This window comes from Solibacillus sp. CAU 1738 (genome assembly GCF_039888725.1).
Classification (GTDB): Bacteria; Bacillota; Bacilli; order Bacillales_A; family Planococcaceae; genus Metasolibacillus.
The window spans coordinates 301,793-325,245 of the sequence record NZ_JBDQQN010000004.1 but is presented as its reverse complement, the minus strand read 5'-3'; the positions used below and the strand labels follow the sequence as shown (position 1 = coordinate 325,245).

The window sequence follows — 23,453 nt, the reverse complement described above, 5'->3', positions numbered from 1 at the left end:
GGAAAAGCTACCGTAAAAGAAGTTTCCTTTACGGTAGCTTTTTCATGTTAAAAATCATTTTGAATATTTAAAGTAAAGTGTAAATCTGCTTCTAAATGTTTACGCATTAGTTCACTAGCTAATTTTCCATCATGGGCGGCAATAGCATTATAAATTTCTTCATGCTCATCAATTAATAGAGGACGTTTGTTGATTACAACGGCGCGACTAAAAATATAAATGATAGATTTCATTTTATCTACTTCAGCAATCATAATTGGATTACGACTTTCTTGTACAATTAAATCATGAAACTGTTTATTAGCAACAACAGTTCCATTTACATCACCATTTCTAGCATCACTAATAGATTGTTTTAACTTTGTTAAATTCTCTTGAATCATATTTGCAGCAGCTTTTTTTGCAGCATAGCATTCTATTAAAGTACGCATTTCAAATATGTGCATTAAATCTAGCTTAGTTGGTTTATAAACACGTTTATTTTTAATAAGACCTTCTTGCTCTAAACGTCGAATCGCTTCACGGATTGGTGTACGACTTACCCCGATTTCTTCAGCTAATCGTTCTTCAACTAGTTTAGTTTCTCCAGCAAGTTGACCTGATAATATTTGGTCTCGAATAGTCTCATATGCTAGTAATTGAGCATTTGGATTGGATAATTGCATAAAAAATCCCCCAGGTAACCGTTATATTTTTCTATTTTTTCTATTATACATTAACTCTAAAAAATACATTGTATACATTTTTACTAAAATTGTATACAATGCGAAATGTTCAGTATATAATACATTAGATTTTAATTTTTGAAAACGATTTCATCAGGAGGAAAACAAGTTATGAAAGTAGGATTTGTAGGTCTTGGTATTATGGGAAAGCCTATGGTGCAAAATTTAATAAACGGTAAAGTAGACGTTACTGTTTTTGATATTAATAAAGAAATTGTAAATCAACTAGTTGTATTAGGGGCTAAGCCAGCAACAAGTTTGCAAGATATAGCGATAAATAATGACGCAATTATTTTAATGTTACCAAATGCGGCAATCGTAAAATCAGTTTTATTTAATGAAGATGGTATAGCTAATTTTTGCAAGCCAAATACAATCATCGTTGATATGAGTTCATTGTCTCCAGTTGATACGAAAGAAATTAATGAAAAATTATCGAGTAAACAACTACAATATTTAGATGCTCCGGTGAGCGGAGGAGAGCCAAAAGCAATCGATGGGACATTATCGGTTATGGTAGGTGGTTCCGAACAAGCGTTAGAAAAAGTAAAACCTATATTGCAAAAACTAGCTGCAGATATTACTTATGTAGGTGAATCTGGAAGTGGATCGGTAACTAAACTAGCAAATCAAATACTAGTAAACGTGACAATCGCCGCTTTATCAGAAGCTGCAGTTCTTGCTTCTAAATCAGGTGTAGATTTAAACAAATTATACCCAGCTATACGTAATGGATTAGCGGGTAGTGCAGTACTTGATGCAAAATTACCATTAATGATAGACCGTAATTTTGTTGCCGGAGGGCGCATCGATATAAATTTAAAAGATTTATTAAATGTTGAACAGACTGGTCGTGCATTAGAAGTACCAATGCCGTTAACATCAAATGTAATAGCGATGTTCCAGGCTTTAAAAGCAGATGGTAAAGTAGCAGATGACCATGGTGGAATCATTCAATATTATGAAAAACTTGCTAATTATGAAGTGCCAAAAGGAGGCAAATAAATTGATGTCAGTAGAAGATAGAATTCAGTTGCTACCTGAATATGATGAAAAACTATCTACACTATGGGGACAAGTTAGACCAACCTTCACCTCAAAAATTATTGTCCTTGACGATGATCCAACTGGTGTTCAAACTGTCCACGGAGTTCCAGTTTTCACTAATTGGGAAGAGCAGTCCATCGAGGAGATTTTTGATGAAGATAGACAGCTTGTTTTCATCTTAACAAATTCTCGTGCTTTTTCGAAAAAGCATACAGAAGAAGTGCACACAGTTATTGCTGAGCGCATTTCGAAAGTAGCGCAACAACGTGGGCAATCTTTTTTATTAATTAGCCGTAGTGACTCAACATTGCGTGGACATTATCCTTTGGAAACAGAAGTGTTGAAAAATACTATTGAGAAAAATAGTGCTAGTCGTATTGATGGTGAAATTATTATTCCTTTCTTTAAAGAAGGGGGTCGCCTAACGATTGATGATGTTCATTATGTGCTACAAAATAATCGTTATGTGCCTGCTGCCGAGACAGAATTTGCATTAGACCGTATGTTTAGTTTTTCGCACAGTAATTTAAAACAGTATGTCGAAGAAAAAACAGCAGGGCAGTATAGTGCGGATCAAGTTGTTTCGATTTCATTAGATGAATTACGTGCACTCAATATTGAAGCAATCAAAGAAAAGTTGATGCAAGTAACAGATTTTAGGAAAGTTATAGTAAATGCGTATACAGAAGAGGACTTAAAAGTCTTTAGTATAGCACTAATCGAAGTAATGAAGAGTGGTAAAAGTTTCATATTCCGTACAGCAGCTTCATTTACAAAAGTAATCGGTAACATTTCATCAAAGCCACTTTTACCAAGAGAACAATTAGTTAACGCGTCATCTGAAAACGGTGGGTTAATTGTGATTGGCTCACATGTGAAAAAAACTACAGAGCAATTAACATATTTACAACAATTAAAAGATGTAAAATTTATCGAATTTCATTGTGCGCTTGTTTCTGAAAAAGCTGCATTTGAAGCGGAGATTAAACAAATTCAGCAACAAATAAATGATTCAATTGCGGTTGGACAAAGTGTTTGTGTCTTTACAAGTAGAGAATTACTAAAGCTCCCTAATGCAAGTCGGGAAGCAGAGTTAGCTATGTCAGTGGAAATTTCTAATGCAGTAACAAGCTTTGTTAGAAATTGTCGTCCACAACCTCGTTTTGTTATTGCAAAAGGCGGGATTACGTCAAGTGATGTTGGCACAAATGGGTTAGGTGTGAAGAAAGCTGAAGTATTAGGACAAGTTGCTCCAGGAGTACCAGTATGGCTTACAGATGCAGTAAGTATTTTCCCAAACATGCCTTACATTATTTTTCCGGGAAATGTGGGAGAGCCCGATACATTAAAAACAGTAGTAGAAAGATTAATCTAAGGAGGATTGAGAAATGGTCACAGGGAATATGTTGTTATTAATTTTTATAGCTTCATTAATATTATTATTTATTTTAATTTTGAAATTTAATGTAGAGCCATTTATTTCATTAATTGCCGTATCCATAGTAGCTGCAATTTTTATTGGATTCCCGATTAAAGAAATACCAGGTATTATTACAACCGGTTTCGGTAATACATTAACTGGTGTTGGTATATTAATTGGTTTAGGTGTAATTTTCGGTAGTTTACTAGGTGCATCAGGCGCAATTGAAAAAATTGCTGAAGCAGTATTAAAAGGATTCGGAGTGAAAAAATCTGCTGCTGGACTTTCTTTAACAGGGGTTATTGTATCAATTCCAGTATTTTTTGATGCAGCGTTTGTTATTTTAAGCGGGCTAATTAAAAGTCTTTCTCGCAAAACGGGTATTTCAGTTATTACATTTGTTACGGCTTTAGGGCTTGGATTAATCGTATCGCATAGTATGATTCCGCCAACACCAGGACCGTTAGTTGTTGCTGAAAATACAGGCTCTGATTTAGGATTGTTTATTATTTACGCAATCATTTGTGCAATTCCGGCAACGTTAATTGGTGGCTATATATACGGCTCATTTATTGGGAAGAAGATTCAACGATTTGTCGATGAAAAAGAAGTAGCTGCAGACAATAGTGAGGTAACGGCGAGTAATCGTAAAGAAATATCTACTAGTCTATCGTTTGGAATACTAGCATTACCGATTGTTTTAATTTTATTCAATACTGTATCTTCATTATGGCTAGAGGAAGGTACTTTGCGTACAATTTTAAGCTTTATTGGGGATAAAAACATTGCGTTATTTATTTCTGTAATTGTTGCTTTAATTATACTTCGCCCATATATTAATGTACCGTATACTCAATTATATGAAGAGGCGTTAAACTCGGCTGGTATGATTATTTTAGTAACAGGTGCTGGTGGAGCATTCGGTGCTGTTATTAATAAATCGGGTATTGGTGATTATTTAATTGATACAATGATTGGTTTAAGTATACCGGTTTTATTATTAGCATTCTTATTCTCACAACTTTTGCGTGCATCGCTAGGTTCTTCAACAGTAGCACTAGTGACAACTTCTTCGATTATGGGCCCTATGGTTATGGAACTTGGCACTTCTCCTATTTTACTTGGATTAGCAATCTGTGCAGGAGCGATTGGCCTATCATTACCAAATGACTCAGGATTCTGGGTAGTTAACCGTTTTGGTAAATTAACGATTCCAGAAACGATAAAAGCATGGTCAATTGGTGGGTTCGTTGCTGGATTAAGTGCGTTAGCAATGGTTTATATTTTAAGTCTATTCTCTGGTGTCTTACCGGGATTATAAATCGAAAATAAAAGCTGTCCTAAAGTTCATTCTTGAATGAACTTTGATGGACAGCTTTTTTTTCATTCAAAAGTATGAGCCCTGACAGCATGCATTGAGCTACTATTCAGTGATATGATTATAGAAAGGAAATAGAGGTGTGCTATGAGTTTAGATCATTCTAATATAACGATATTAAAAGAAATCGCAGAACTCTTAAACGAAGAAACAGAAATGATTCCGATGCTAAAAGGAGCATTATGCAAATTTTTAAACGGTACTAAATTTGATACAGGATGGATTTTTTTTATCGATGAGAAAGGAAAATCCAAATTAGTCGTACATGAAAATTTACCAGAGGCGTTAGAAGTAAATGAATGTGAGCATTTAAAAAAAGGTGGATGCTGGTGCGTATCTCGTTTTCGCAATAATGAACTAGATAAAGCATCAAACATTATTGAATGTCAGCGAATTGAAAGTGCGATTGAGGCGAATGACGGCGATACTGAGGGTATTACCCATCATGCAACAGTACCACTGCAATCTGGGCAAGAGCGGTTCGGTATACTAAATGTTGCATCAAAAAATACAGTGCGCTTTTCGGAAGAAGAATTAGATTTACTAGAATCAGTTGCATTTCAAATGGGTTCAGCAATAAAGCGAATTTATTTAACAAATGAACAGCAGGAAATTGCTCTTGTTCAGGAGAGAAATCGCTTAGCAAGGGATTTGCATGATTCAGTAAACCAGCTATTATTTTCCGTTACTTTAACATCAAGAGCAGGCATTGAAATGAGCGAGCAGCCTGAAATTAAAGAGACGTTTAAAGAAATTCAACAGTTAACGCAAGAAGCATTGACAGAAATGCGTGCACTAATTTGGCAGTTGCGTCCTAAAGGTTTAGAAAGTGGACTTATCGAAGCGATTAAAGTGTATGCTGAGATGCTTGGCTTGAAACTAGTAGTCAATGTATCAGGGGTTATTCAATTGCCTTCTCGGGTAGAGGAAACCCTTTTCCGTATTGCACAGGAAGGTTTAAATAATATTCGCCGCCATGCTGGTGTGAAAGATGCAGAGCTATACGTAACCGTGACATCAACAGATATATTGCTCGTCATAAAAGATAATGGTCGCGGCTTTATTGTAGATGCAGATATTGAAATTCCATCGCTTGGCTTGCAGTCAATAAAAGATAGAGCACATGCAATTGGCGGTACAGCTGATTGGGTGAGTGAAATTGGCAAAGGGACGGAGCTGCTTATCCGACTGCCATATTAAGGGGGAAACATGATGATACGTGTATTAATTGCAGATGATCACCACGTTGTAAGACGAGGACTTTTATTTTTTTTAAAAACACAAAAAGATATTGAGGTTGTTGGGGAAGCCAAAAATGGTATAGAAGCAGTCGAACTAGTTGAAACATTAAGACCTGATATTGTACTGATGGATTTAGTTATGCCGGAAATGGACGGCATTCAAGCGACAAAACGAATAAAAATGCGATGGCCGGAAGTTTATGTTTTAATGCTAACTAGTTTTTCTGATAAAGATCACGTATTGCCTGCAATTGAAGCAGGGGCATCGGGCTATCAATTAAAAGATATTGAACCAGATGAATTAGTGAACTCGATTCGACAAATTATGCGTGGTGAAAATACAATTCATCCTGAAGCAACGACTCAGCTTGAAGAGGGCTTGCGTGAGGAGGAAAATAAACCGCATGTTCAAAATCCATTAACTCCACGTGAGCAGGACGTATTAGCAGAACTGACAAAGGGGAAAAGCAATCGAGAAATAGCATCCTCACTTTTCGTTACAGAAAAAACAGTCAAGACGCATATTTCAAATTTATTTACGAAATTACAAGTGCAAGATCGTACACAGGCCGCTCTTTATGCAGTGAAGCATGGGTTAACTGAAGGAAGTGGGCAATGATGAAAAAGAGCTGTTCCAAAAGTGAGTGAAAAACTACTTTTGGAACAGCTTTTAATGTTGGGGTTTTTGAAATTTAATACAGTTTTTCTAGAAGTGTATTCCTACTCAATAGGTGCAACATTCTCATTTGGTTCTATATGGACGAGTACGACGCAATATGGGTTGAAGCGCTTAATGGTTGCTTCAATTTTTTCAGTAATTTGATGACTTTCCCATACATTTAAATATGGATTGACAGTTACGGTTACATCTACAAACGACATATTACCATGCGTACGTCCTTTAAAATCAACTAGTTCGACTACTTCATCGACATTGCTAATTAGCTTACGTAGCGTTTCAGTTTCCTCGGCATCAAAGCCATCAGTTAGCGTGTGTACAGATTCCCAGAAAATCTCAATACCTGTTTTAATAATAATAATACCGACGATGACGGCAGTAATGACGTCAATAATAGGGAAGCCTAATATCGCAGCACCAATCCCGACTGTAGTCCCAATACTAACGATTGCATCTGAACGATTATCATAAGCGGCAGCTTTAACGGCAGTGCTTTTAATTTTATTGGCAAGTGCCAAATTATAGCGATATACAACATACATGACAGCTGCACTAAATAAGGCGACAGCCGCTGTTAGTATAGATGGCGCTTCGTGAGTGGGATTCAACAAGTTTCCGAATGAAGATAAAAGTACTTGTAAGCCGACTGAAATCATAATAAATGCAGCGATTAGGGATGCTATTGTCTCTGCTCGTAAATGACCGTATTGATGGTTGTCATCTGCTGGTTTTTGTGAAATACGAAGTCCAACAAGAACCGCGATAGAGGCAATGATATCTGTTGTATTATTTAACCCATCAGCTTTTAAAGCTGCAGAATTACCAAAATAGCCTACGCCAAGCTTCATCGCACTAAGAAAAAGATAAGTTCCAATGGAGAGCCAAGCACCTTTTTCCCCCGCTCGTAAATTTGTATATAGTTCCACAATGTTTCCCCCTAGAAAAACTTTTAGACATGATAAAACGACCCTCTAACAAAGTAGAGAGTCGCTTTTAAGCTGAAAGTTATTTAATTTCTTCTACTAGATCCACTACTGTTGCAGCTTCTTCAAGTTTTGTAATTTCGATATATAAAATATGGTGACCGTCTAGTTCTTTTAATTTAAATTCATAACCATGTGATTCGAATGTGTCACCTTCAACGGCATCAAAGTGTTGTGTCATGAACCAACCGCCGATTGTATCGATATCTTCATCTTCAATTTCAATGCCTAAAATATCGTTTACATTTTCTAGTAACATTTTTGCATCGACAATGAAATGACCTTCACTAATTTCTTGTAGTTCAGGAATTTCATCTTCGTCAAATTCGTCTTGAATGTCCCCAACGATTTCTTCGATAATGTCCTCAATTGTTACTAACCCAGATGTACCGCCGTATTCATCCATTAAAATGGCCATGTGAATGCGTTCTTGCTGGATTTTTAGTAGTAAGTCGCTAATCGGTATTGTTTCAATAACTCGAATAACAGGTTGCATATATTCTTCAACGGTTTTATCACCGTTTTCAGGATTTTTAATGTAAGCAGTTAATAAGTGTTTCATGTTTACTAAACCAATGACATGGTCTTTATCGCCATCTGTAATAGGATAACGAGTGTATTGTTCAACACCCATTAACTCAAATACTTCACGTAGCGTTTGATCTTTTTCAATACTTGTAATTTCAGTGCGTGGTACCATAATCTCCTTCGCAATTCGGTCAGAGAATTCGAAAATACTATTTACGTATTCGTATTCAGAGTGGTTAATTTCTCCACCTTTAAAGCTGTCCGATAAAATCATACGAAGCTCTTCTTCAGAGTGTGCCACTTCAGATTCAGAAATCATTTTTAAACCGAAAAGACCTGCTAATGCACGAGCCGAGCCATTGAGAGCGCGGATTATTGGATACATAATATTATGGAATAATAATAATGGGCCTGATAAGTTTAATGTAACTGTCTCTGCTTTTTGAATGGCAAGAGTTTTCGGTGCTAATTCCCCTACGACAACATGTAAAAACGTTACGATTGAGAAGGCAACAATGAATGAAAGAATAGATGTTACTCGACCGTCTAAGCCCAAAAATTCAAATAATGGATGAAGCAACAGCGCGAATGTCGGCTCTCCTAACCAACCTAAACCAAGGGCAGTAATTGTAATACCTAATTGGCAAGCTGATAAATACTCATCTAAATTTGAAATGACTTTTTTTGCTCTCATAGCCTTTTTGTTTCCATCGGCTACTAATTGATCAATTCGAGTAGTTCTTACTTTTACTATTGCAAACTCAGTTGCAACGAAGAATGCCGTAGCGGCAATCAAGACAGCAAATGCTGCCAGCTTAATGGTTAGCTCAACGCCTATGTCTACGTCCAAATAAATTCTTTATTTACGACCCAAATGAGGGGGGCAAATAAAGAGTACACCTCCTATGATGAAAAAATTTTGATATTAATATCATAAAATATTTCGCAGTAAAAAACAAATTTTGTAACCGCTTTTTTGTCTTGTAAAAAATCTTTCCCATATATTTTGTTGAAAATTCTTGTATATATTAGTGTAACGTTTTGTACAGCAGAATATTTCGTGTAACAAATTTAATTTTCTAAATATATTGACAGAAGAAAATTTTGTATGCTAATCTTGAGGGGCACTAAATAATTTTTGGAAATGGAGGTAAAGATTATGATGATTCAATTAAAAAATACGCCAGCAATAAAAAAACATTGTAATCCTTGCCTGTAATGACTTTTCCTTTTATTATTTGCTTGAATGCGCATAATGAACGGATGGTGCAGGTATTAATACCTGTATCTTTTTTTTAGGCATTTATCCTAATGAAAAGGGGGTAAATGTCTTTTTTTATGCCTTCAATGTGCAAAAAAAGATGAAGGAGGACATAAAATGTTCAATCGATTACAAGTGAAAATTTTAAAAAGGGAGTCTCTAGAAAGTGGATAGCGGGACTACATTGTGAAAGAAGGTTAAATTATGTTTGATGTATTAATAAAATTAAAATGGTTTTTCAAAGCACATTGGAAGAGATATACAGTAGCGATTGTGTTACTAATTTTTGCAAGTTTTATAGAGGTTCTACCTCCACAAATACTTGGGCAGGCAATTGACCAAATGACTTCTGGTGAAATTACGCCAAGCATTCTGCGCAATTATTTATTGGGAATGGCTATAATCATTGTTTTTAGTTATTTAATGAATTTTGTTTGGCAATATCAGCTCTTTGGTGGGGCGATTACGCTAGAACGTATTTTAAGAAAACGCCTCATGCATCAGTTTTTGAAAATGACGCCTACATTTTACGAAAAAAATCGTACTGGTGACTTAATGGCAAGGGCGACGAATGATTTGAATGCGGTATCGTTAACAGCTGGCTTCGGTATTATGACATTGATCGATTCGACAGCGTATATGGCTGCAATCATTCTAGCAATGGGCTTCTTTATTTCATGGAAGCTAACGTTTTTTGCTATGCTACCAGTTCCAATAATGGCAATTCTAATACAATATTTAGGGAAGATTGTGCATGATCGTTATATGATAGCACAAGAAGCATTCGGTGAATTAAATGACGATGTGCTTGAATCTGTAGCAGGTGTACGTGTTATTCGTGCATATGTGCAAGAAACAAAAGATGAAAAAAGTTTTGCAAATAAAAGTGAAGATGTGTTCAAAAAAAATATTCACGTTGCAAAAATAAACGCATTATTCGGTCCGATAACGAAAGCAGGTACAGCAATTTGTTATGTAGTTGCACTCGGTTACGGTGCTGTGCTCGTCTCTAATGGTGAGCTATCTGTCGGGCAACTTGTTACGTTTAACGTTTATTTAGGATTAGCGGTTTGGCCGATGTTTGCGATTGGTGAGTTAATCAACGTTATGCAGCAAGGAAGTGCTTCACTTGACCGCGTACAGGAAACGCTTGATTACGAAGCGGACGTAAAAAACCCGGCGCATGCAACTGCACTAGAAACACCGACATCAATTGGTTTTAATGAGTTCACATTCCAATATCCATTGTCACAGGTAAAAAATTTACAGCAAATTTCTATCGCTCTACAAAAAGGGCAGACGCTTGGTATTGTAGGGAAAACAGGTGCTGGTAAAACAACATTTGTAAAGCAATTGTTAATGGAATATCCGCTTGGTGATGGACAATTAACGATTGGTGAAATCGATTTAGCAAAGCAAACGAAAGAACAAGTACTTGATTGGATAGGGTATGTGCCACAAGATCACGTCCTGTTCTCACGTACTATTCGTGAAAATATTTTATTTGGTAAAGAGGATGCTACAAAGGCACAAATTGCAGAGGCGATTCGACTTGCGCATTTTGAACAAGATTTAGAAAATCTACCGATGGGAATAGAGACACTCGTAGGTGAAAAAGGGGTCTCATTATCTGGTGGTCAAAAACAACGCGTATCGATTGCCCGTGCACTCATAAAAAATCCTGAAATATTAATTTTAGATGATTCACTATCAGCTGTTGATGCAAAAACAGAAGCCAAAATTATAGAAAATATACAAAATGAACGTAGTGGAAAAACGACAATTATTACGACACACCGTTTATCAGGTGTTCAGCACGCAAATCAAATTATCGTTCTAGACGATGGACTTATTGTAGAGCAAGGTACACATGAAGAGCTTCTCGCACAAAATGGTTGGTACAAAGAGCAATTTGATCGCCAGCAACTAGAGGGGGGATCTGAATGAGTACAGGTAAACGCTTATACTTATACGCATTAAAATTTAAAAAGCCGATATTAATCGGACTCACACTTTTAACAATTGCAGTATTTACGGAGTTAGCAGGTCCGTTTATAGCGAAACATATTATTGATAATTACATGACACCTGGTTTACTTGAAGTAAAGCCGCTAACATGGCTATTAATTGTATTTTTTACATTATCGATAGCAACAGCTATACTACGCTACTTTATGTATATTTATTTACAAATTGGAGCCAACCGTGTCGTACAAAAATTACGCCAAGATGTATTCGGTCACATACAGACCCTACCTATTCATTACTTTGACAATTTACCAGCCGGAAAAGTAGTAGCGCGTGTGACGAATGATACGGAAGCGATTCGTAATTTATATGTGCAAGTATTATCAGTATTTGCAACAAGCATTATTTCCATTGCAGGGGTTTATATTGCTTTATTTATTTTAGATGTAAAAATTGGGCTTATTTCACTTATTGTTATTCCGCTTGTATACGGTTGGATGATTGGCTATCGTAAATTTGCGGCAGCATACAATCATGTGATTCGAACAAAAATTGCCGATATTAATGCGATGATCAATGAATCGATTAATGGTATGACGATTATTCAAGCGTTCCGTCGTGAGGGGCAAATGAAAAAAGAGTTTGCTGAAATGAATGACGAGCATTATGAATATAATCGTAAGCTATTATTTTTGGATTCTGCGACTTCGTTTAACTTAGTAAACGTACTTCGTATTTTAATGTTTATGGTGTTTATTTATTACTTTGGAACACAATCTATGACAACGACAGATGCTATTACAGCAGGGACACTTTATGCGCTTGTAGATTATATTACACGCTTATTTAACCCAATCGTGAACTTTGTAAACCAGTTTTCACAGCTTGAACGTTCATTAGTAGCGGGGTCTCGTGTGTTTGAGCTACTTGATCAACCAGGAGAGCCAGTTAGCGATGACCGTATTAAACGCTATGAAGGGAATGTTGAGTTTAAAGATGTATCCTTCGCCTATAAAGATAATGAATACGTACTGAAAAACTTAAACTTCGAGGCGAAAAAAGGAGAGACGGTAGCACTTGTTGGGCATACAGGATCAGGTAAAAGCTCAATCATGAACTTATTGTTCCGTTTCTATGATCCGCAAAAAGGGCGTATTTATATTGACGGGCAAGATATTACGAGCTTACCGCGCCAGTCAATTCGTGATCATATGGGGATTGTATTGCAAGATCCTTATTTATTTACAGGCACGATTGCTTCAAATGTTAGTTTAAATGATGAGCGGATTACTCGCGAAACAGTTGAAAAAGCGCTAGCTGCTGTAGGCGGCGAACGAGTGCTTGCTAATCTTGAAAAAGGTATTGATGAGCCTGTTATTGAAAAAGGGAGCACGCTATCTTCGGGGCAACGTCAATTAATTTCATTTGCGCGCGCACTAGCCTTTAACCCAGCGATTTTAATATTGGATGAAGCAACGTCCAATATTGATACAGAAACAGAAGAAATTATCCAGCATGCGATGGATGTCTTGAAACAAGGACGTACAACATTTATTATCGCCCATCGTTTATCGACGATTAAAAACGCGGATCGTATTTTAGTATTAGACCGCGGTGAAATTGTTGAACAAGGTACGCATGATGAACTATTAGCGTTAGGTGGTCGCTATGACACGATGTACCAACTACAAGCTAACTCACTGAATGTATAATATGTACTTAACTGCTAAAAGCGATAATTCGTCTTTTAGCAGTTTTTTTATGAGTGATATCGAAATATATTCAATGGACGCTTCTTGATGTTCAGTTTCAACTTCTACACAAGAACTCCCTAGAATTAAGCGGTTTTTTTTAACCTCGAGAGGATTATTAAGCATATGGTCAATAGAATTCAAAATAAGGTCAATAGAATTCAAAATTTGGTCAATAGAATCCAAAATAAGGTCAATAGAATCCAAAATAAGGTCAATAGAATCCAAAATAAGGTCAATAGAATTCAAAATATGGTCAATAGCAGGAAGCCCTAGCGACGAAGCTGCTCGCCCCCACCCAGTAAAGGACCCGCCGAAACGGAAACTATTGCATAAGTTCATTTTTGGACTTTATCAATGCCTTCGAAAATGCTAGTGAGTTTTTTAATAGAAGAGGTTGCTTAATTACTACGAAAAACTTATATTTAGAGTAACGAAATAAATATTTGTGAAAGTGATGTGCAAGTTTTGTCTAAATGGCTCCTAGAATGGGTAAAAAATTTGAAAGCATTTAATCGAAATATACGATTATTTATATTTGCAAATGTGCTCATTCAAACAGGAATGGGCGTTTTTAGTGTGATGTACAATTTATATATTCGGGAGCTAGGATTGCCGGAAACTGTAAATGGTAGCGTTATTTCTATTACATCACTTGCAACAGCAATAATGCTTGTTCCTGCTGGAATATTAAGTGATAAGCTTGGGCGTAAATGGGTATTAATAGTAGGTACATCATTAACGGCTATTATGTTACTAGGCCGAAGTTTAGTTATGACTGAACAACCGATGCTCATTTTTGCATTTGCAATGGGGATTGTTTGAGCATTGGCACAAGTGTCGGGCGTACCGTTTTTAGCGGAAAACTCCAAACCAAGTGAGCGTATGCATTTATTTAGTATCCACTTTGCACTTGTAACGGTTTCAAATGTTGTAGGTAGCTTACTCGGTGGCGTTATTGCAGATTGCTTGCAGTGGCTATTAAAAATGGGTGAGGTAAAGAGCATCCAAATAGCACTTATCATCGGCATTGCTATATTTTTCTTCGGCTTATTCCCGTTATTTAAATTAAAATCTACTTCTCCAATACAGAAAGTTGAAGAGGTAAAAGGGATAAAACCTGTTAAAACGAAAGAAGCAAGCTTTAATTTTAATTTTAAGATGATCGTACTTTTCGGTATTGCGAATTTGCTAATTGGTACAGGATCAGGACTCGTTATTCCATATTTAAATTTATACTTTGCAAATCGTTTTGACGCATCGAATTCCTATATTGGACTTATACTCGCACTTGGCTCAGCTATGACTGCCGTTGCGATGCTTATCGGTCCGATACTTGTAAAGCGAGTCGGCAAAGTGCGTGCACTAGTTATTTTTCAGCTAATGTCGATTCCGTTTCTATTTTTAACAGCCTTTACAAATTCAATATTTTTCGCGTCACTTGGCTTTTTACTACGCCAAGCATTGATGAATGCAGGAAACCCAATTCAGAGTGCAATTGCGATGGATGTAGTAGACGATAAATATAAAGGGCTAGCAAACTCGGTAAATCAAACTGTCTTTAATATCGGTTGGGCAACGATGGGCTTACCAGCAGCTTGGCTCGTTACAACATTCGGTTCGTATTGGGGCTATGCGTACGCCTTTTCGATTACCGGCTGCTTATATTTAATTGCCTCCACTTTTTTCTATATCGTGTTTGGACGCAAGTTTGTATTAAAGGAAGAGGCGACTTCATAACGAAGCCGCCTTTTTCTTTAAATTATAGTGAAGTATTTGCGTTGCTAATAATTATTCATATACATGAAATAGCATAAGTTCATGAATCATTTTTTCGACGTTTGCAATATCCTCACTGGCAGGTGCCCCACCAATAAACTTAATGCCCCCATCTTTCTTGTATTCTGCTTCATAACGCTTTTGTTTATAGAAAAAAGATAATGCCCAGCCAGGCAATTGAGTATTTTCGTATAACGGCTTAAAACTAAAATGTTGAATCATATGAAACATACCTCCCCATTCAATCGTACTAAATAGAGGGTGTGTTATGCAATTGAAAAAAGGTGGATATGTAAGTAGCAGTGGTATAATAAAGAAATTCAAAATAGAAATGAGAGGATTCCATGGATAGTTTATTTGGACTATTAGTATTGCTAGCAGGGGTCGGTGCCATTGTTGGTGCGGCCACTAACTATATGGCAATTAAAATGCTATTTCGACCGTACAAGCCAATCTACTTTATGCGCTGGAGGTTACCGTTAACACCGGGGCTAATTCCGAAACGTCGTGATGTATTAGCTGTGCAATTAGGAAAAACCGTATCTGAATATTTATTAACACCAGACACGATTAAAAAGAAATTTTTATCAGAAGATATACGTAAAAATATATTAGCTTTTGCTCAAAAGAAAGTAACGGAAGAAGTCTTTACTGCTAATAAAACAATTAAAGATTGGCTAGATTTAGCTGGATTTAGCCATTTACCTCAAACAGTAGAGGGAAAATTGGACGTACTCATTTACAATCAATTGGAGTCTATGAAGCATGTGCTATCAACGAAAACGATTCAAGAATTACTACCACAAGACTTGGAGTTAGTGCTTGATCAAAAAGTAGACGAGGCAGTTGCACAAATATTGAAAAAGGGTGAAGATTACTTCCTATCTCAAGAAGGTACAAGAACAATCAAAAATATGATTGATGACTTTTTAAATACAAAAGGATCACTTGGTGGCATGTTACAAATGCTTATGGGAGATTCAATGTCTTTTGTTGAAAAAGTACAGCGTGAACTCGTGAAGTTTTTACAAGCACCAGGAACTACTGCGTTATTACAACGGATTTTTTCAGCAGAATGGGAAAAAATCAAACAACGTCCTGCGATGGACTTTATGAAAGATGTAAACTTTGATACGATTGGAAGAACAATTCAAGATTATGCAAAGGAACAGTTAGCGATTGATTCACGTTTAGATAAAACGATTTCCGATTATTGGCCACAAGGAGAAGCTTGGGCAAATGACGAGCTACTACCCAAAATGATGGATAAAGTATTTCAAGCAGCTGAAAGCAAAATTGAAGATGTTCTAAAACGTTTAAATTTAGCAGAAGTCGTACGTGAGCAAGTCGATTCGTTCCCAATTGCTAAACTTGAAGAGCTTGTATTAGGCATTATTAGCCGTGAATTACGTATGATTACATGGTTAGGTGGTATTATCGGCGGATTAGTCGGTATTGTGCAAGCGATTATCGTCTTTATGACGAAGTAAATTTAGAGAGTGGGAAACCAATGATTAACATTTATGATGACATTAACAAGTTAGAAGCAACATTACGTAAAACAAATGAATTTAAGGCGTTAAAAGAAACAGTTGACGCAGTACGTAGTGATGAAGAAGCGAAAAATTTATTCATAAATTTCCGTGACATTCAAATCAAATTACAGCAAAAGCAAGTTGCGGGTGAGGAAATATTAGAAGATGAGCTTGTACATGTACAAAAAGCTGCACAACTTGCTCAGCAAAACGTAAAAATATTAGCAATGCTTGAAGCTGAAATGGCATTAAGTACAGTTATTGAAGAAGTAAACCGCGTTTTAGTAAAACCAATACAGTCTCTTTACGACGGGCTGTAATAAAAAAAGGATCACACATGCCGTGTGATCCTTTTTTTGTCCTTTTCTAGGTGACTAAAAAGATATAGGCATAACAGTGAAAAAAACTCGCTATATTTGTTACAATAGAGCAGAAATAAATAACGAATAACTAAATTTATAGTAGATGAAAGTAGAGAACGATAAGATGAAAACGATCCATATTAACGAGCAGTTTAAAGAAGATTGGAATCGCGTATTGAATCATATTGCAAATCTTTTTTATGAGGACTCAGTTATCCAATTTACGCAAAACGGCGCGGATATGTCGATAGCCTTTCAACACACTATTGATGCTGATTTTACTATTAGAACTTCAGCTGAACTAATAGTAGATGGACAAACGTTTACGAGTGATTATGCGATTGCCTATACAACAGAAGGTACGGAAAAAGAACAGAGCATTCGGATGAAGCGTGCGTTATCACATGTAATGCTAGATGTGCTTGAGCAATATACAGGCATGACGCAGCAGTGGGGTATTTTAACGGGCATTCGTCCAACGAAGCTTTATCATAAATATCGTAAAGCGGGTATGAGTGAAGATGAAATTTTTAATGTGCTAAAAAAAGATTACCGACTGTCTGATACGAAAATTTTACTAATGAAAGAAATTGTAGCGCGTCAGCTACAAGTCATCCCAGATTTAGATGAAATAGGTCGTGAAATTTCAATTTATATCGGTGTGCCGTTCTGTCCGACAATGTGCGCTTACTGTACATTCCCTGCGTATGCTATTCAAAGTAATCGTAAAGCAGGTCGTGTTGAGAAATTTATTGATGGCTTGCATATCGAGCTACGCGAAATGGGTAAATGGTTAACCGAAAAAAATATGCGTATTACGTCTATTTATTGGGGTGGGGGCACACCTACTTCGATTGAAGCACATGAAATGGATGCATTGTATGAAACAATGTTTGACGCTTTCCCGAACCCAGAAACCATTCGTGAAATTACAGTAGAAGCTGGTCGACCAGATACAATTACACCAGAAAAGATTGAAGTACTTAAAAAATGGGGCATTGATCGTATTTCAGTTAATCCACAATCGTATACGCAGGAAACATTAAAGGCGATTGGTCGCCACCATACGGTACAGGAAACAATTGATAAGTTTTGGCTATCACGTAATTCTGGCATGAATAATATTAATATGGATTTAATTATTGGTTTACCAAATGAAGGAATAGAGGAATTCCAGCATTCATTAGACGAAACGGAGAAAATGCAGCCGGAATCATTAACCGTGCATACGCTGAGCTTTAAACGTGCATCAGAAATGACGCGTAACAAAGATAAATACCGCGTAGCAGATCGCGATACTGTTAGTGAAATGATGCAAATGGCGAGTGATTGGACAGCTGCAAATGGCTACGTGCCTTACTATTTATATCGTCAAAAAAACATTTTAGGTAATTTAGAAAATGTCGGCTATTGTAAGCCTGGTGAAGAATCCATCTACAATATCGTTATTATGGAAGAAGTACAAACAATTTTAGGAATCGGCTGTGGTGCATCTTCTAAATTTGTACATCCAGAAACGGGCAAAATTACGCAATTCCACAACCCTAAAGACCCGGCAGCGTATATTATGACGTTCGAAGATGCGATAAAAAAGAAAATTGATATTTTGAATGAGTTATATGTGGACTAAGGAAATTCTTAGTCCTTTTTTACATAATGGAGAAGTAGAGGGGAAAACAAGATACAATAACACTTTTAGTAGAGGAAACAGATTTACAAAAGATCAAAATACACTTAATGAAAAACTTGCGCAATCGAACATAAAAAAAGCATGTAACTTCATTGCTCTGGAAAATTAGCTGTTTTTTTAGTAAATCGCATTAGAATCGCCCAATAAAACTCCAATTCTATACACTTGAAAAATCGTCACAATGTTGTGAAATTAATGAGGCGAAATATGATAAAATGAATACTTAAGCATTAATGATATTTTAATTTTAGGGGCGAAAAAAGTGACCATTCAAACGATAATTTTCGATTTAGACGATACATTATTATGGGATCAAAAATCTGTAAAGACGGCATTTGAAAAAACATGTACATATGCAAGTGAAAAATACGCTATAGACGCGAATGCACTAGAGGAAGCAGTACGTGAAAGTGCAAGAGAGCTTTATCAAGCGTATGAAACGTATGACTATACAGTATTAATCGGTATTAATCCGTTTGAAGGTTTATGGGGTACATTCGATGACCCGACTGATTCATTCCAAAAAATGAAAACGATCGTTCCAGGATACCGTACAAATGCATGGACGAACGGGTTAGCGAAATTAGGTATTGAGGACTCTACATTTGGTGAGGAATTAGGCAAACGATTTGTGGAAGAACGCAAAAAGTGTCCGTTTTTATATGAGGATACATTTACTGTACTAGATCAATTAAAAGGGAAATACAAGCTAGTATTATTAACGAATGGTGCACCAAGTTTACAAAACTTAAAGCTTGAAATCACACCAGAAATCGCACCGTATTTTGAACATATTATTATTTCAGGAGACTTCGGAAAAGGTAAGCCGGACGCATCTATTTTTGAATATGTTATGGAAAAAGCAGGTGTCACAAAAGATAATAGTATAATGGTAGGAGACAATTTGATGACAGATATTTTAGGGTCATCACGCGTTGGTATGCGTAATGTTTGGATTAATCGTGAAAATAAACCGAAAAATCCTGATGTTGTTCCAACGTATGAAGTAGATTCATTAACCGCGTTTTTAGAGCTTGTACAAAAGCTTTAAAATATATTTTTAACTTCATGTTGCAAACAAATTCTAAAAGAAGCTACTCGAATGTGGAGTAGCTTTTTTAATTTCATATTTAAGGCTATGTTCTTGCACTGCTCACAAAATTTACTGGATAGAATAATGTATAGTTTATAAAATAATGAATTTTCTAATTATTCGTGATATAATAAGCTTATGGATAATAGAAAGGGAAATGCGTTATGAAAATATGTACTTGTGAAAATTGCGGACGAACAACTGAATCGGTGGAACTAAATAAGCTAGTGATTAGTGGACATGTAGCGCATGTATGTATAATGTGTGCACACGTATTATCGCAAGGAACAAATCGAGAGCGTTTTTTCTCTTTAGTTCGAAATAAAAACGTACAGTCATCAAACAGTGAAATGCAAATAATTCATCAAAAACTGTCTGCAATGATTTTAGTCGGTCTATTTTTTATCGTTTGTATTGCTGGATTCGGTGTCGCACAAAATATAAATACGTTCTCTGAAATCCCTGTGCAACATGCCGAGCAGCAAATAGAATATTTAACATTTGCAGTATTAAATCGATTTTAGTAACGAAACACTCGAGGTATGTGCTTAACGGGTTTACTTCAGAGGTGCAAACAAGTAAATATCAAGTCAAAGCACACATTATTTCAAGTATGAAATTACCGTGTGTTTTTTATTGTTAAATAAGAGTTTATTGCACTTTATTTGACTATTTAAATTTGATAACGCAGAAAAAATCACACAGGTGGAAATAAATATTGTAGTGTATGTGAATTTATATGGTGAATTGTCTGGAGGAAAAAGCAAAAGAAATTGTTGTTCACAAAATGGATTGTATATGATAATTTGGTGTAAACTGTTAATTGGAGGTGGGGAAATGAAGTGGACATATGTTTTAGGTGTAGTAGTTTTAACGGCGTTATTCAGTATAGGCGGTACGTTTTTGATTATGGAAAAGAACTATAAAAAAGCAGAGTCTGAACGTGCTGAGAACGAATTAGAGAATGAATTAGAAAACGATTCAAAAGAAGAGGAAAAAGAAAAATTTGTATCGACGGTGGATACGAGTGGTATGGGTTGGGAAAGTCCTACTTTCTCCAAGAGGATTGATGAGTGGAAAAGTGGAGATGAACCCTTCGTTGGCAATCTAGTAGAAGAAGTAATGCAAGAGATGGCACACCAAAAAATTATCGCTGAAACGAAGGAAGGTTCTATTATGATTACACCAGAAAGAATCGACATTTTAATACAGATGGTAGAAGAAAACAAAGATAAATATGAACGTCGCACACAGTCTGATAAATATGCACTTTATGAAACGTATCTAGATATATTAACACGATGGAAAAAAGGTGATTTTTCAACAGTTGACGATGACCATAATATTTTAATGTTTATTCAAGGCGGGAAATCTCCTGAAGGGTTAGCGACAGGCATAGCTTCGGAAGAGCAAGAAATAAATTACATATTCCGAGTTTTTGCTAAAGAGGTAGATGAAGTATTTGGTTCGACAGAAAAGCAGAATTAAATTCTGCTTTTTTTGCACTTGATGTGGATGTTATCTTTACGGTTAATGTTTTAACAATGATATTAACCACTAATACATATTTGTTAGAAAAGATTTTTTGCAGTTTATAGGATCTTCACCTTTGTTTTTTTGTGTGCAGAATTTGAGGCAACGCTATAACAACTTTTATTAAGCTAACAGGTGCTTAGTTTGAAAAGAAAATACAAAAGGACCAACTCAAAGTCGGTCCTTTTTCTGTGAATTTAATAGTGATTATTTTGATGTTTTAGTGAAAAATATTTTATGAGATTTATCTGTTTGCACCTCGCAAGACCCGTTAGTATGTACTTGAGTGTTTTTTATTTGAAAAAAATCGAATCAAAGGATAATTAGAATTTCAGACCTTTGTTCGTTTTCTTTGATACCTTTTTGTTTATATAATGAGCAACAGGGGGGAATGCGTATGATCGAAAATTGGGGACAAGATTTAGCTGTTGCACAAGTTCGAATAGCAAGACCAACAGATAAATTAATAGAAATAGAAAAATTTTATTGTGAAGGACTGGGGCTAGAAAAGATAGGTTCATTCACAGGACATCGAGGTTATACGGGGATAATGATCGGCTTACCTAATGCTAACTATCATTTGGAATTTACACAGCATACTGAAGGAAGCCCTTGTCCTTCACCGACAAAAGATAATCTCCTTGTCCTTTATATTCCGAACATTAAAACGATTCAACGGATTGCAAAAAGACTTAAGCGTATGGGGTATCCTGAGATTGAGCCAGAAAATCTATATTGGGAGGAAAAGGGGATTACGATTGCAGATCCAGATGGTTGGCGTCTAGTACTGATGAATACGGAAGGTATATGAGTACACGAGTATGTGAACACAATAGTGACAATAGAAAAAGAATCTGCGAGACTCCTACGGTTAGCCACCGAGAGAGAGAGCAGATTCTTATTATGTTTTTAAAAACATTTAATTCTAATTAATTGAGAATCTCAGAAACAGTTACGAATTCATAGCCTTGCTTTGTTAAATAAGCAAGCACTTGATCTAATGCGTCAGCGGTTGTTTGATGAACATCGTGCATTAAAATAATGCTACCGTTTTTCGAGTAATTTTGAACGGCGTCTAATGTTTTAGCTGGCTCGCGATGTTTCCAATCAAGGGTATCAACTGACCACATAATTAATGGGACAGAAAGTGATGCTTGAATTTCTTTATCAAATGATCCGTAAGGCGGTCTGAATAGTGTTGGTTCTTCCCCGATAATTGATTTTACGAGCTTATTCGTTTGCTCAATTTGTGATTTTACTTGTTTCATCGGTAAATCCGTTAATTTCGGATGATTATACGTATGATTACCGATTTCATGACCGGCTTCAAAGACATCTTTTAAGACATCTGGACTTTTTTCAACACGATGCCCTGTAACGAAAAAGGTCGCTTTTGCATCGTATTTTTCTAATGTTTTTAAAATTTGATGCGTAATCGTTGGATGTGGTCCATCATCAAAAGTGAGTGCTACACGTTTTGTTTTTGTTACGACACCATAATTGAATTTCCCTATTTTGGGTATCGTCGTATTTTGCAGCTTGCTTGCGACCACATAGCCTTGAATATCACCTGCTACAATGTATGCCCAACCTTGTAAGAGTGTATATACTTCTACTTTCGTTTTGTCCTGTAAAACAGCAATCTCTGAGCTACTAGTGCTTGCTGTCAATTTTACGGAGAGTCCTTTTGGTTCCTTTACAACCATCGTTTTAGTTTTGGGTGTTTTCAATGCAGTTGCGATTACATAGCCTGTTAAATTGCCATATTGTACGAAAGACCAGCCTTGTTCATCGGTTGCATATACTTGGACAATACTATCTACATAGACATTCCCTAATGGTTTTGCATGGAAATTATTAGTTTCCCTTACGTAAGGAGGGTTTTTAGATGATGCAAGCATCGGTTCCGGTTTGATTGATTTTAAAACATTTAGTTTTACAAAGCCTGTATATTGCATAAATCCAATTTTTGCCCAACCATTTGATTTTTCATACATAATAACCGTAGCATTTTCCGGAATTGTTGTAATGATTGTTGCATAATCATCTGCAAGTAAATTCACTTCTTTGGTAATTGATCGGATAGGCAGTGGCTCCTCGGCAACAGCATTATGAGTAGGAAAAATAATGCACGCTAGTATTGCCAAAATCAATCCGAACATCCATTTTTTCATATGTAATCCCCTTTTTATATTGATATAATTCATTATATGAAAAATTGGAACAGTGTAGTTCGGAAATTTTAGATTTATTGGATTTTTAAATATTTTTTAACAATTTAAAGAACAATACAAATAAGATGTACCTTTCAGTAAGGAAAATTTTAATACATAGCAATGCAAAATATGCCGAAAATAATACCAACTATCCTTTTCAGTCACTTCTCAATTTCTAGAAATTGGTATTTGGTTGTATTGATATAATGATTAGTATATGTAGGGCACGTTATTTGAATCATGGATTGCTTATTTATTTAACAA

The 23,453-nt window shown here is 36.0% G+C and carries 21 protein-coding genes; 16 read left to right on the top strand and 5 right to left on the bottom strand.

Translation table 11 applies throughout. The annotated features are described in order from the left end of the window. Nucleotides 1-47: 47 nt before the first annotated feature. Nucleotides 48-665 (bottom strand): GntR family transcriptional regulator, encoded by a 618-nt coding sequence (locus AAFN87_RS14220; RefSeq protein ID WP_347791735.1) that lies wholly within the window; start codon nucleotides 663-665, stop codon nucleotides 48-50. Between the two features lie 171 nt (nucleotides 666-836). Here AAFN87_RS14220 and AAFN87_RS14215 point away from each other — a divergent pair, with 171 nt between their 5' ends. From AAFN87_RS14215 to AAFN87_RS14195, 5 genes are all read left to right on the top strand, one after another. Continuing rightward, complete coding sequence (locus AAFN87_RS14215) at nucleotides 837-1,730, top strand: NAD(P)-binding domain-containing protein (protein WP_347791734.1); 894 nt, start codon at nucleotides 837-839, stop codon at nucleotides 1,728-1,730. A gap of 4 nt (nucleotides 1,731-1,734) precedes the next feature. Beyond that, nucleotides 1,735-3,147: a four-carbon acid sugar kinase family protein gene (locus tag AAFN87_RS14210; RefSeq protein ID WP_347791775.1), complete on the top strand. Its 1,413-nt coding sequence runs from the start codon at nucleotides 1,735-1,737 to the stop codon at nucleotides 3,145-3,147. A gap of 13 nt (nucleotides 3,148-3,160) precedes the next feature. Continuing rightward, nucleotides 3,161-4,513, top strand: a complete 1,353-nt coding sequence (locus tag AAFN87_RS14205) for a GntP family permease (protein ID WP_347791733.1) — start codon at nucleotides 3,161-3,163, stop codon at nucleotides 4,511-4,513. Nucleotides 4,514-4,657: 144 nt separating this feature from the next. Then, the gene (locus AAFN87_RS14200) at nucleotides 4,658-5,770 is read left to right on the top strand and encodes a GAF domain-containing sensor histidine kinase (RefSeq protein WP_347791732.1); all 1,113 of its coding nucleotides are present in this window, start codon (nucleotides 4,658-4,660) and stop codon (nucleotides 5,768-5,770) included. Nucleotides 5,771-5,782: 12 nt separating this feature from the next. Next, nucleotides 5,783-6,430 carry a response regulator gene (locus tag AAFN87_RS14195; RefSeq protein ID WP_347791774.1) on the top strand — a complete coding sequence of 216 codons (648 nt, stop codon included), beginning with the start codon at nucleotides 5,783-5,785 and terminating at the stop codon, nucleotides 6,428-6,430. Between the two features lie 101 nt (nucleotides 6,431-6,531). Here the strand turns inward: AAFN87_RS14195 and AAFN87_RS14190 are convergent, their stop codons facing one another. Beyond that, on the bottom strand, nucleotides 6,532-7,416 hold the full coding sequence (locus AAFN87_RS14190) for a cation diffusion facilitator family transporter (RefSeq protein WP_347791731.1): 885 nt from the start codon (nucleotides 7,414-7,416) through the stop codon (nucleotides 6,532-6,534). Between the two features lie 79 nt (nucleotides 7,417-7,495). Next, nucleotides 7,496-8,815 carry a hemolysin family protein gene (locus tag AAFN87_RS14185; protein WP_347791773.1) on the bottom strand — a complete coding sequence of 440 codons (1,320 nt, stop codon included), beginning with the start codon at nucleotides 8,813-8,815 and terminating at the stop codon, nucleotides 7,496-7,498. A gap of 651 nt (nucleotides 8,816-9,466) precedes the next feature. On the opposite strand from AAFN87_RS14185, the gene AAFN87_RS14180 reads away from it, so the two are divergent. The 4 genes from AAFN87_RS14180 to AAFN87_RS14165 all read left to right on the top strand — a co-directional run bounded on the left by AAFN87_RS14180 (nucleotide 9,467) and on the right by AAFN87_RS14165 (nucleotide 14,721). Next, nucleotides 9,467-11,209 (top strand): ABC transporter ATP-binding protein, encoded by a 1,743-nt coding sequence (locus tag AAFN87_RS14180; protein WP_347791730.1) that lies wholly within the window; start codon nucleotides 9,467-9,469, stop codon nucleotides 11,207-11,209. Further along, nucleotides 11,206-12,942 (top strand): ABC transporter ATP-binding protein, encoded by a 1,737-nt coding sequence (locus AAFN87_RS14175; protein ID WP_347791729.1) that lies wholly within the window; start codon nucleotides 11,206-11,208, stop codon nucleotides 12,940-12,942. Before AAFN87_RS14180 ends, AAFN87_RS14175 begins: the two co-directional genes overlap by 4 nt. Before the next feature lie 540 nt (nucleotides 12,943-13,482). Continuing rightward, nucleotides 13,483-13,806: an MFS transporter gene (locus tag AAFN87_RS14170; protein WP_347791728.1), complete on the top strand. Its 324-nt coding sequence runs from the start codon at nucleotides 13,483-13,485 to the stop codon at nucleotides 13,804-13,806. A 12-nt stretch (nucleotides 13,807-13,818) separates the two neighbouring features. After that, complete coding sequence (locus AAFN87_RS14165) at nucleotides 13,819-14,721, top strand: MFS transporter (protein ID WP_347791772.1); 903 nt, start codon at nucleotides 13,819-13,821, stop codon at nucleotides 14,719-14,721. Nucleotides 14,722-14,772: 51 nt separating this feature from the next. Here the strand turns inward: AAFN87_RS14165 and AAFN87_RS14160 are convergent, their stop codons facing one another. After that, nucleotides 14,773-14,982: a YheE family protein gene (locus AAFN87_RS14160; protein WP_347791727.1), complete on the bottom strand. Its 210-nt coding sequence runs from the start codon at nucleotides 14,980-14,982 to the stop codon at nucleotides 14,773-14,775. Nucleotides 14,983-15,104: 122 nt separating this feature from the next. On the opposite strand from AAFN87_RS14160, the gene AAFN87_RS14155 reads away from it, so the two are divergent. The 7 genes from AAFN87_RS14155 to AAFN87_RS14125 all read left to right on the top strand — a co-directional run bounded on the left by AAFN87_RS14155 (nucleotide 15,105) and on the right by AAFN87_RS14125 (nucleotide 21,784). Next, the gene (locus AAFN87_RS14155; RefSeq protein WP_347791726.1) at nucleotides 15,105-16,250 is read left to right on the top strand and encodes a DUF445 domain-containing protein; all 1,146 of its coding nucleotides are present in this window, start codon (nucleotides 15,105-15,107) and stop codon (nucleotides 16,248-16,250) included. Between the two features lie 20 nt (nucleotides 16,251-16,270). Then, nucleotides 16,271-16,615, top strand: coding sequence for a YlbF/YmcA family competence regulator (locus AAFN87_RS14150; protein ID WP_347791725.1), 345 nt, complete (start codon nucleotides 16,271-16,273; stop codon nucleotides 16,613-16,615). 166 nt (nucleotides 16,616-16,781) lie between these two features. After that, entirely contained in the window at nucleotides 16,782-18,287 is a 1,506-nt protein-coding gene (locus tag AAFN87_RS14145) for a coproporphyrinogen III oxidase (RefSeq protein WP_347791724.1), read from the top strand. 322 nt (nucleotides 18,288-18,609) lie between these two features. Beyond that, a complete protein-coding gene (locus tag AAFN87_RS14140) occupies nucleotides 18,610-19,398 on the top strand; it encodes an HAD family hydrolase (protein WP_347791723.1) in 789 nt (262 codons plus the stop codon). Nucleotides 19,399-19,604: 206 nt separating this feature from the next. Continuing rightward, the gene (locus AAFN87_RS14135) at nucleotides 19,605-19,964 is read left to right on the top strand and encodes a DNA polymerase III subunit delta (RefSeq protein WP_347791722.1); all 360 of its coding nucleotides are present in this window, start codon (nucleotides 19,605-19,607) and stop codon (nucleotides 19,962-19,964) included. Nucleotides 19,965-20,277: 313 nt separating this feature from the next. Beyond that, nucleotides 20,278-20,928, top strand: a complete 651-nt coding sequence (locus tag AAFN87_RS14130) for a DUF6241 domain-containing protein (protein ID WP_347791721.1) — start codon at nucleotides 20,278-20,280, stop codon at nucleotides 20,926-20,928. 442 nt (nucleotides 20,929-21,370) lie between these two features. After that, nucleotides 21,371-21,784 (top strand): VOC family protein, encoded by a 414-nt coding sequence (locus AAFN87_RS14125; protein ID WP_347791720.1) that lies wholly within the window; start codon nucleotides 21,371-21,373, stop codon nucleotides 21,782-21,784. A gap of 118 nt (nucleotides 21,785-21,902) precedes the next feature. Here the strand turns inward: AAFN87_RS14125 and AAFN87_RS14120 are convergent, their stop codons facing one another. Then, on the bottom strand, nucleotides 21,903-23,147 hold the full coding sequence (locus AAFN87_RS14120; RefSeq protein WP_347791719.1) for a polysaccharide deacetylase family protein: 1,245 nt from the start codon (nucleotides 23,145-23,147) through the stop codon (nucleotides 21,903-21,905). Between the last annotated feature and the right edge of the window lie 306 nt (nucleotides 23,148-23,453).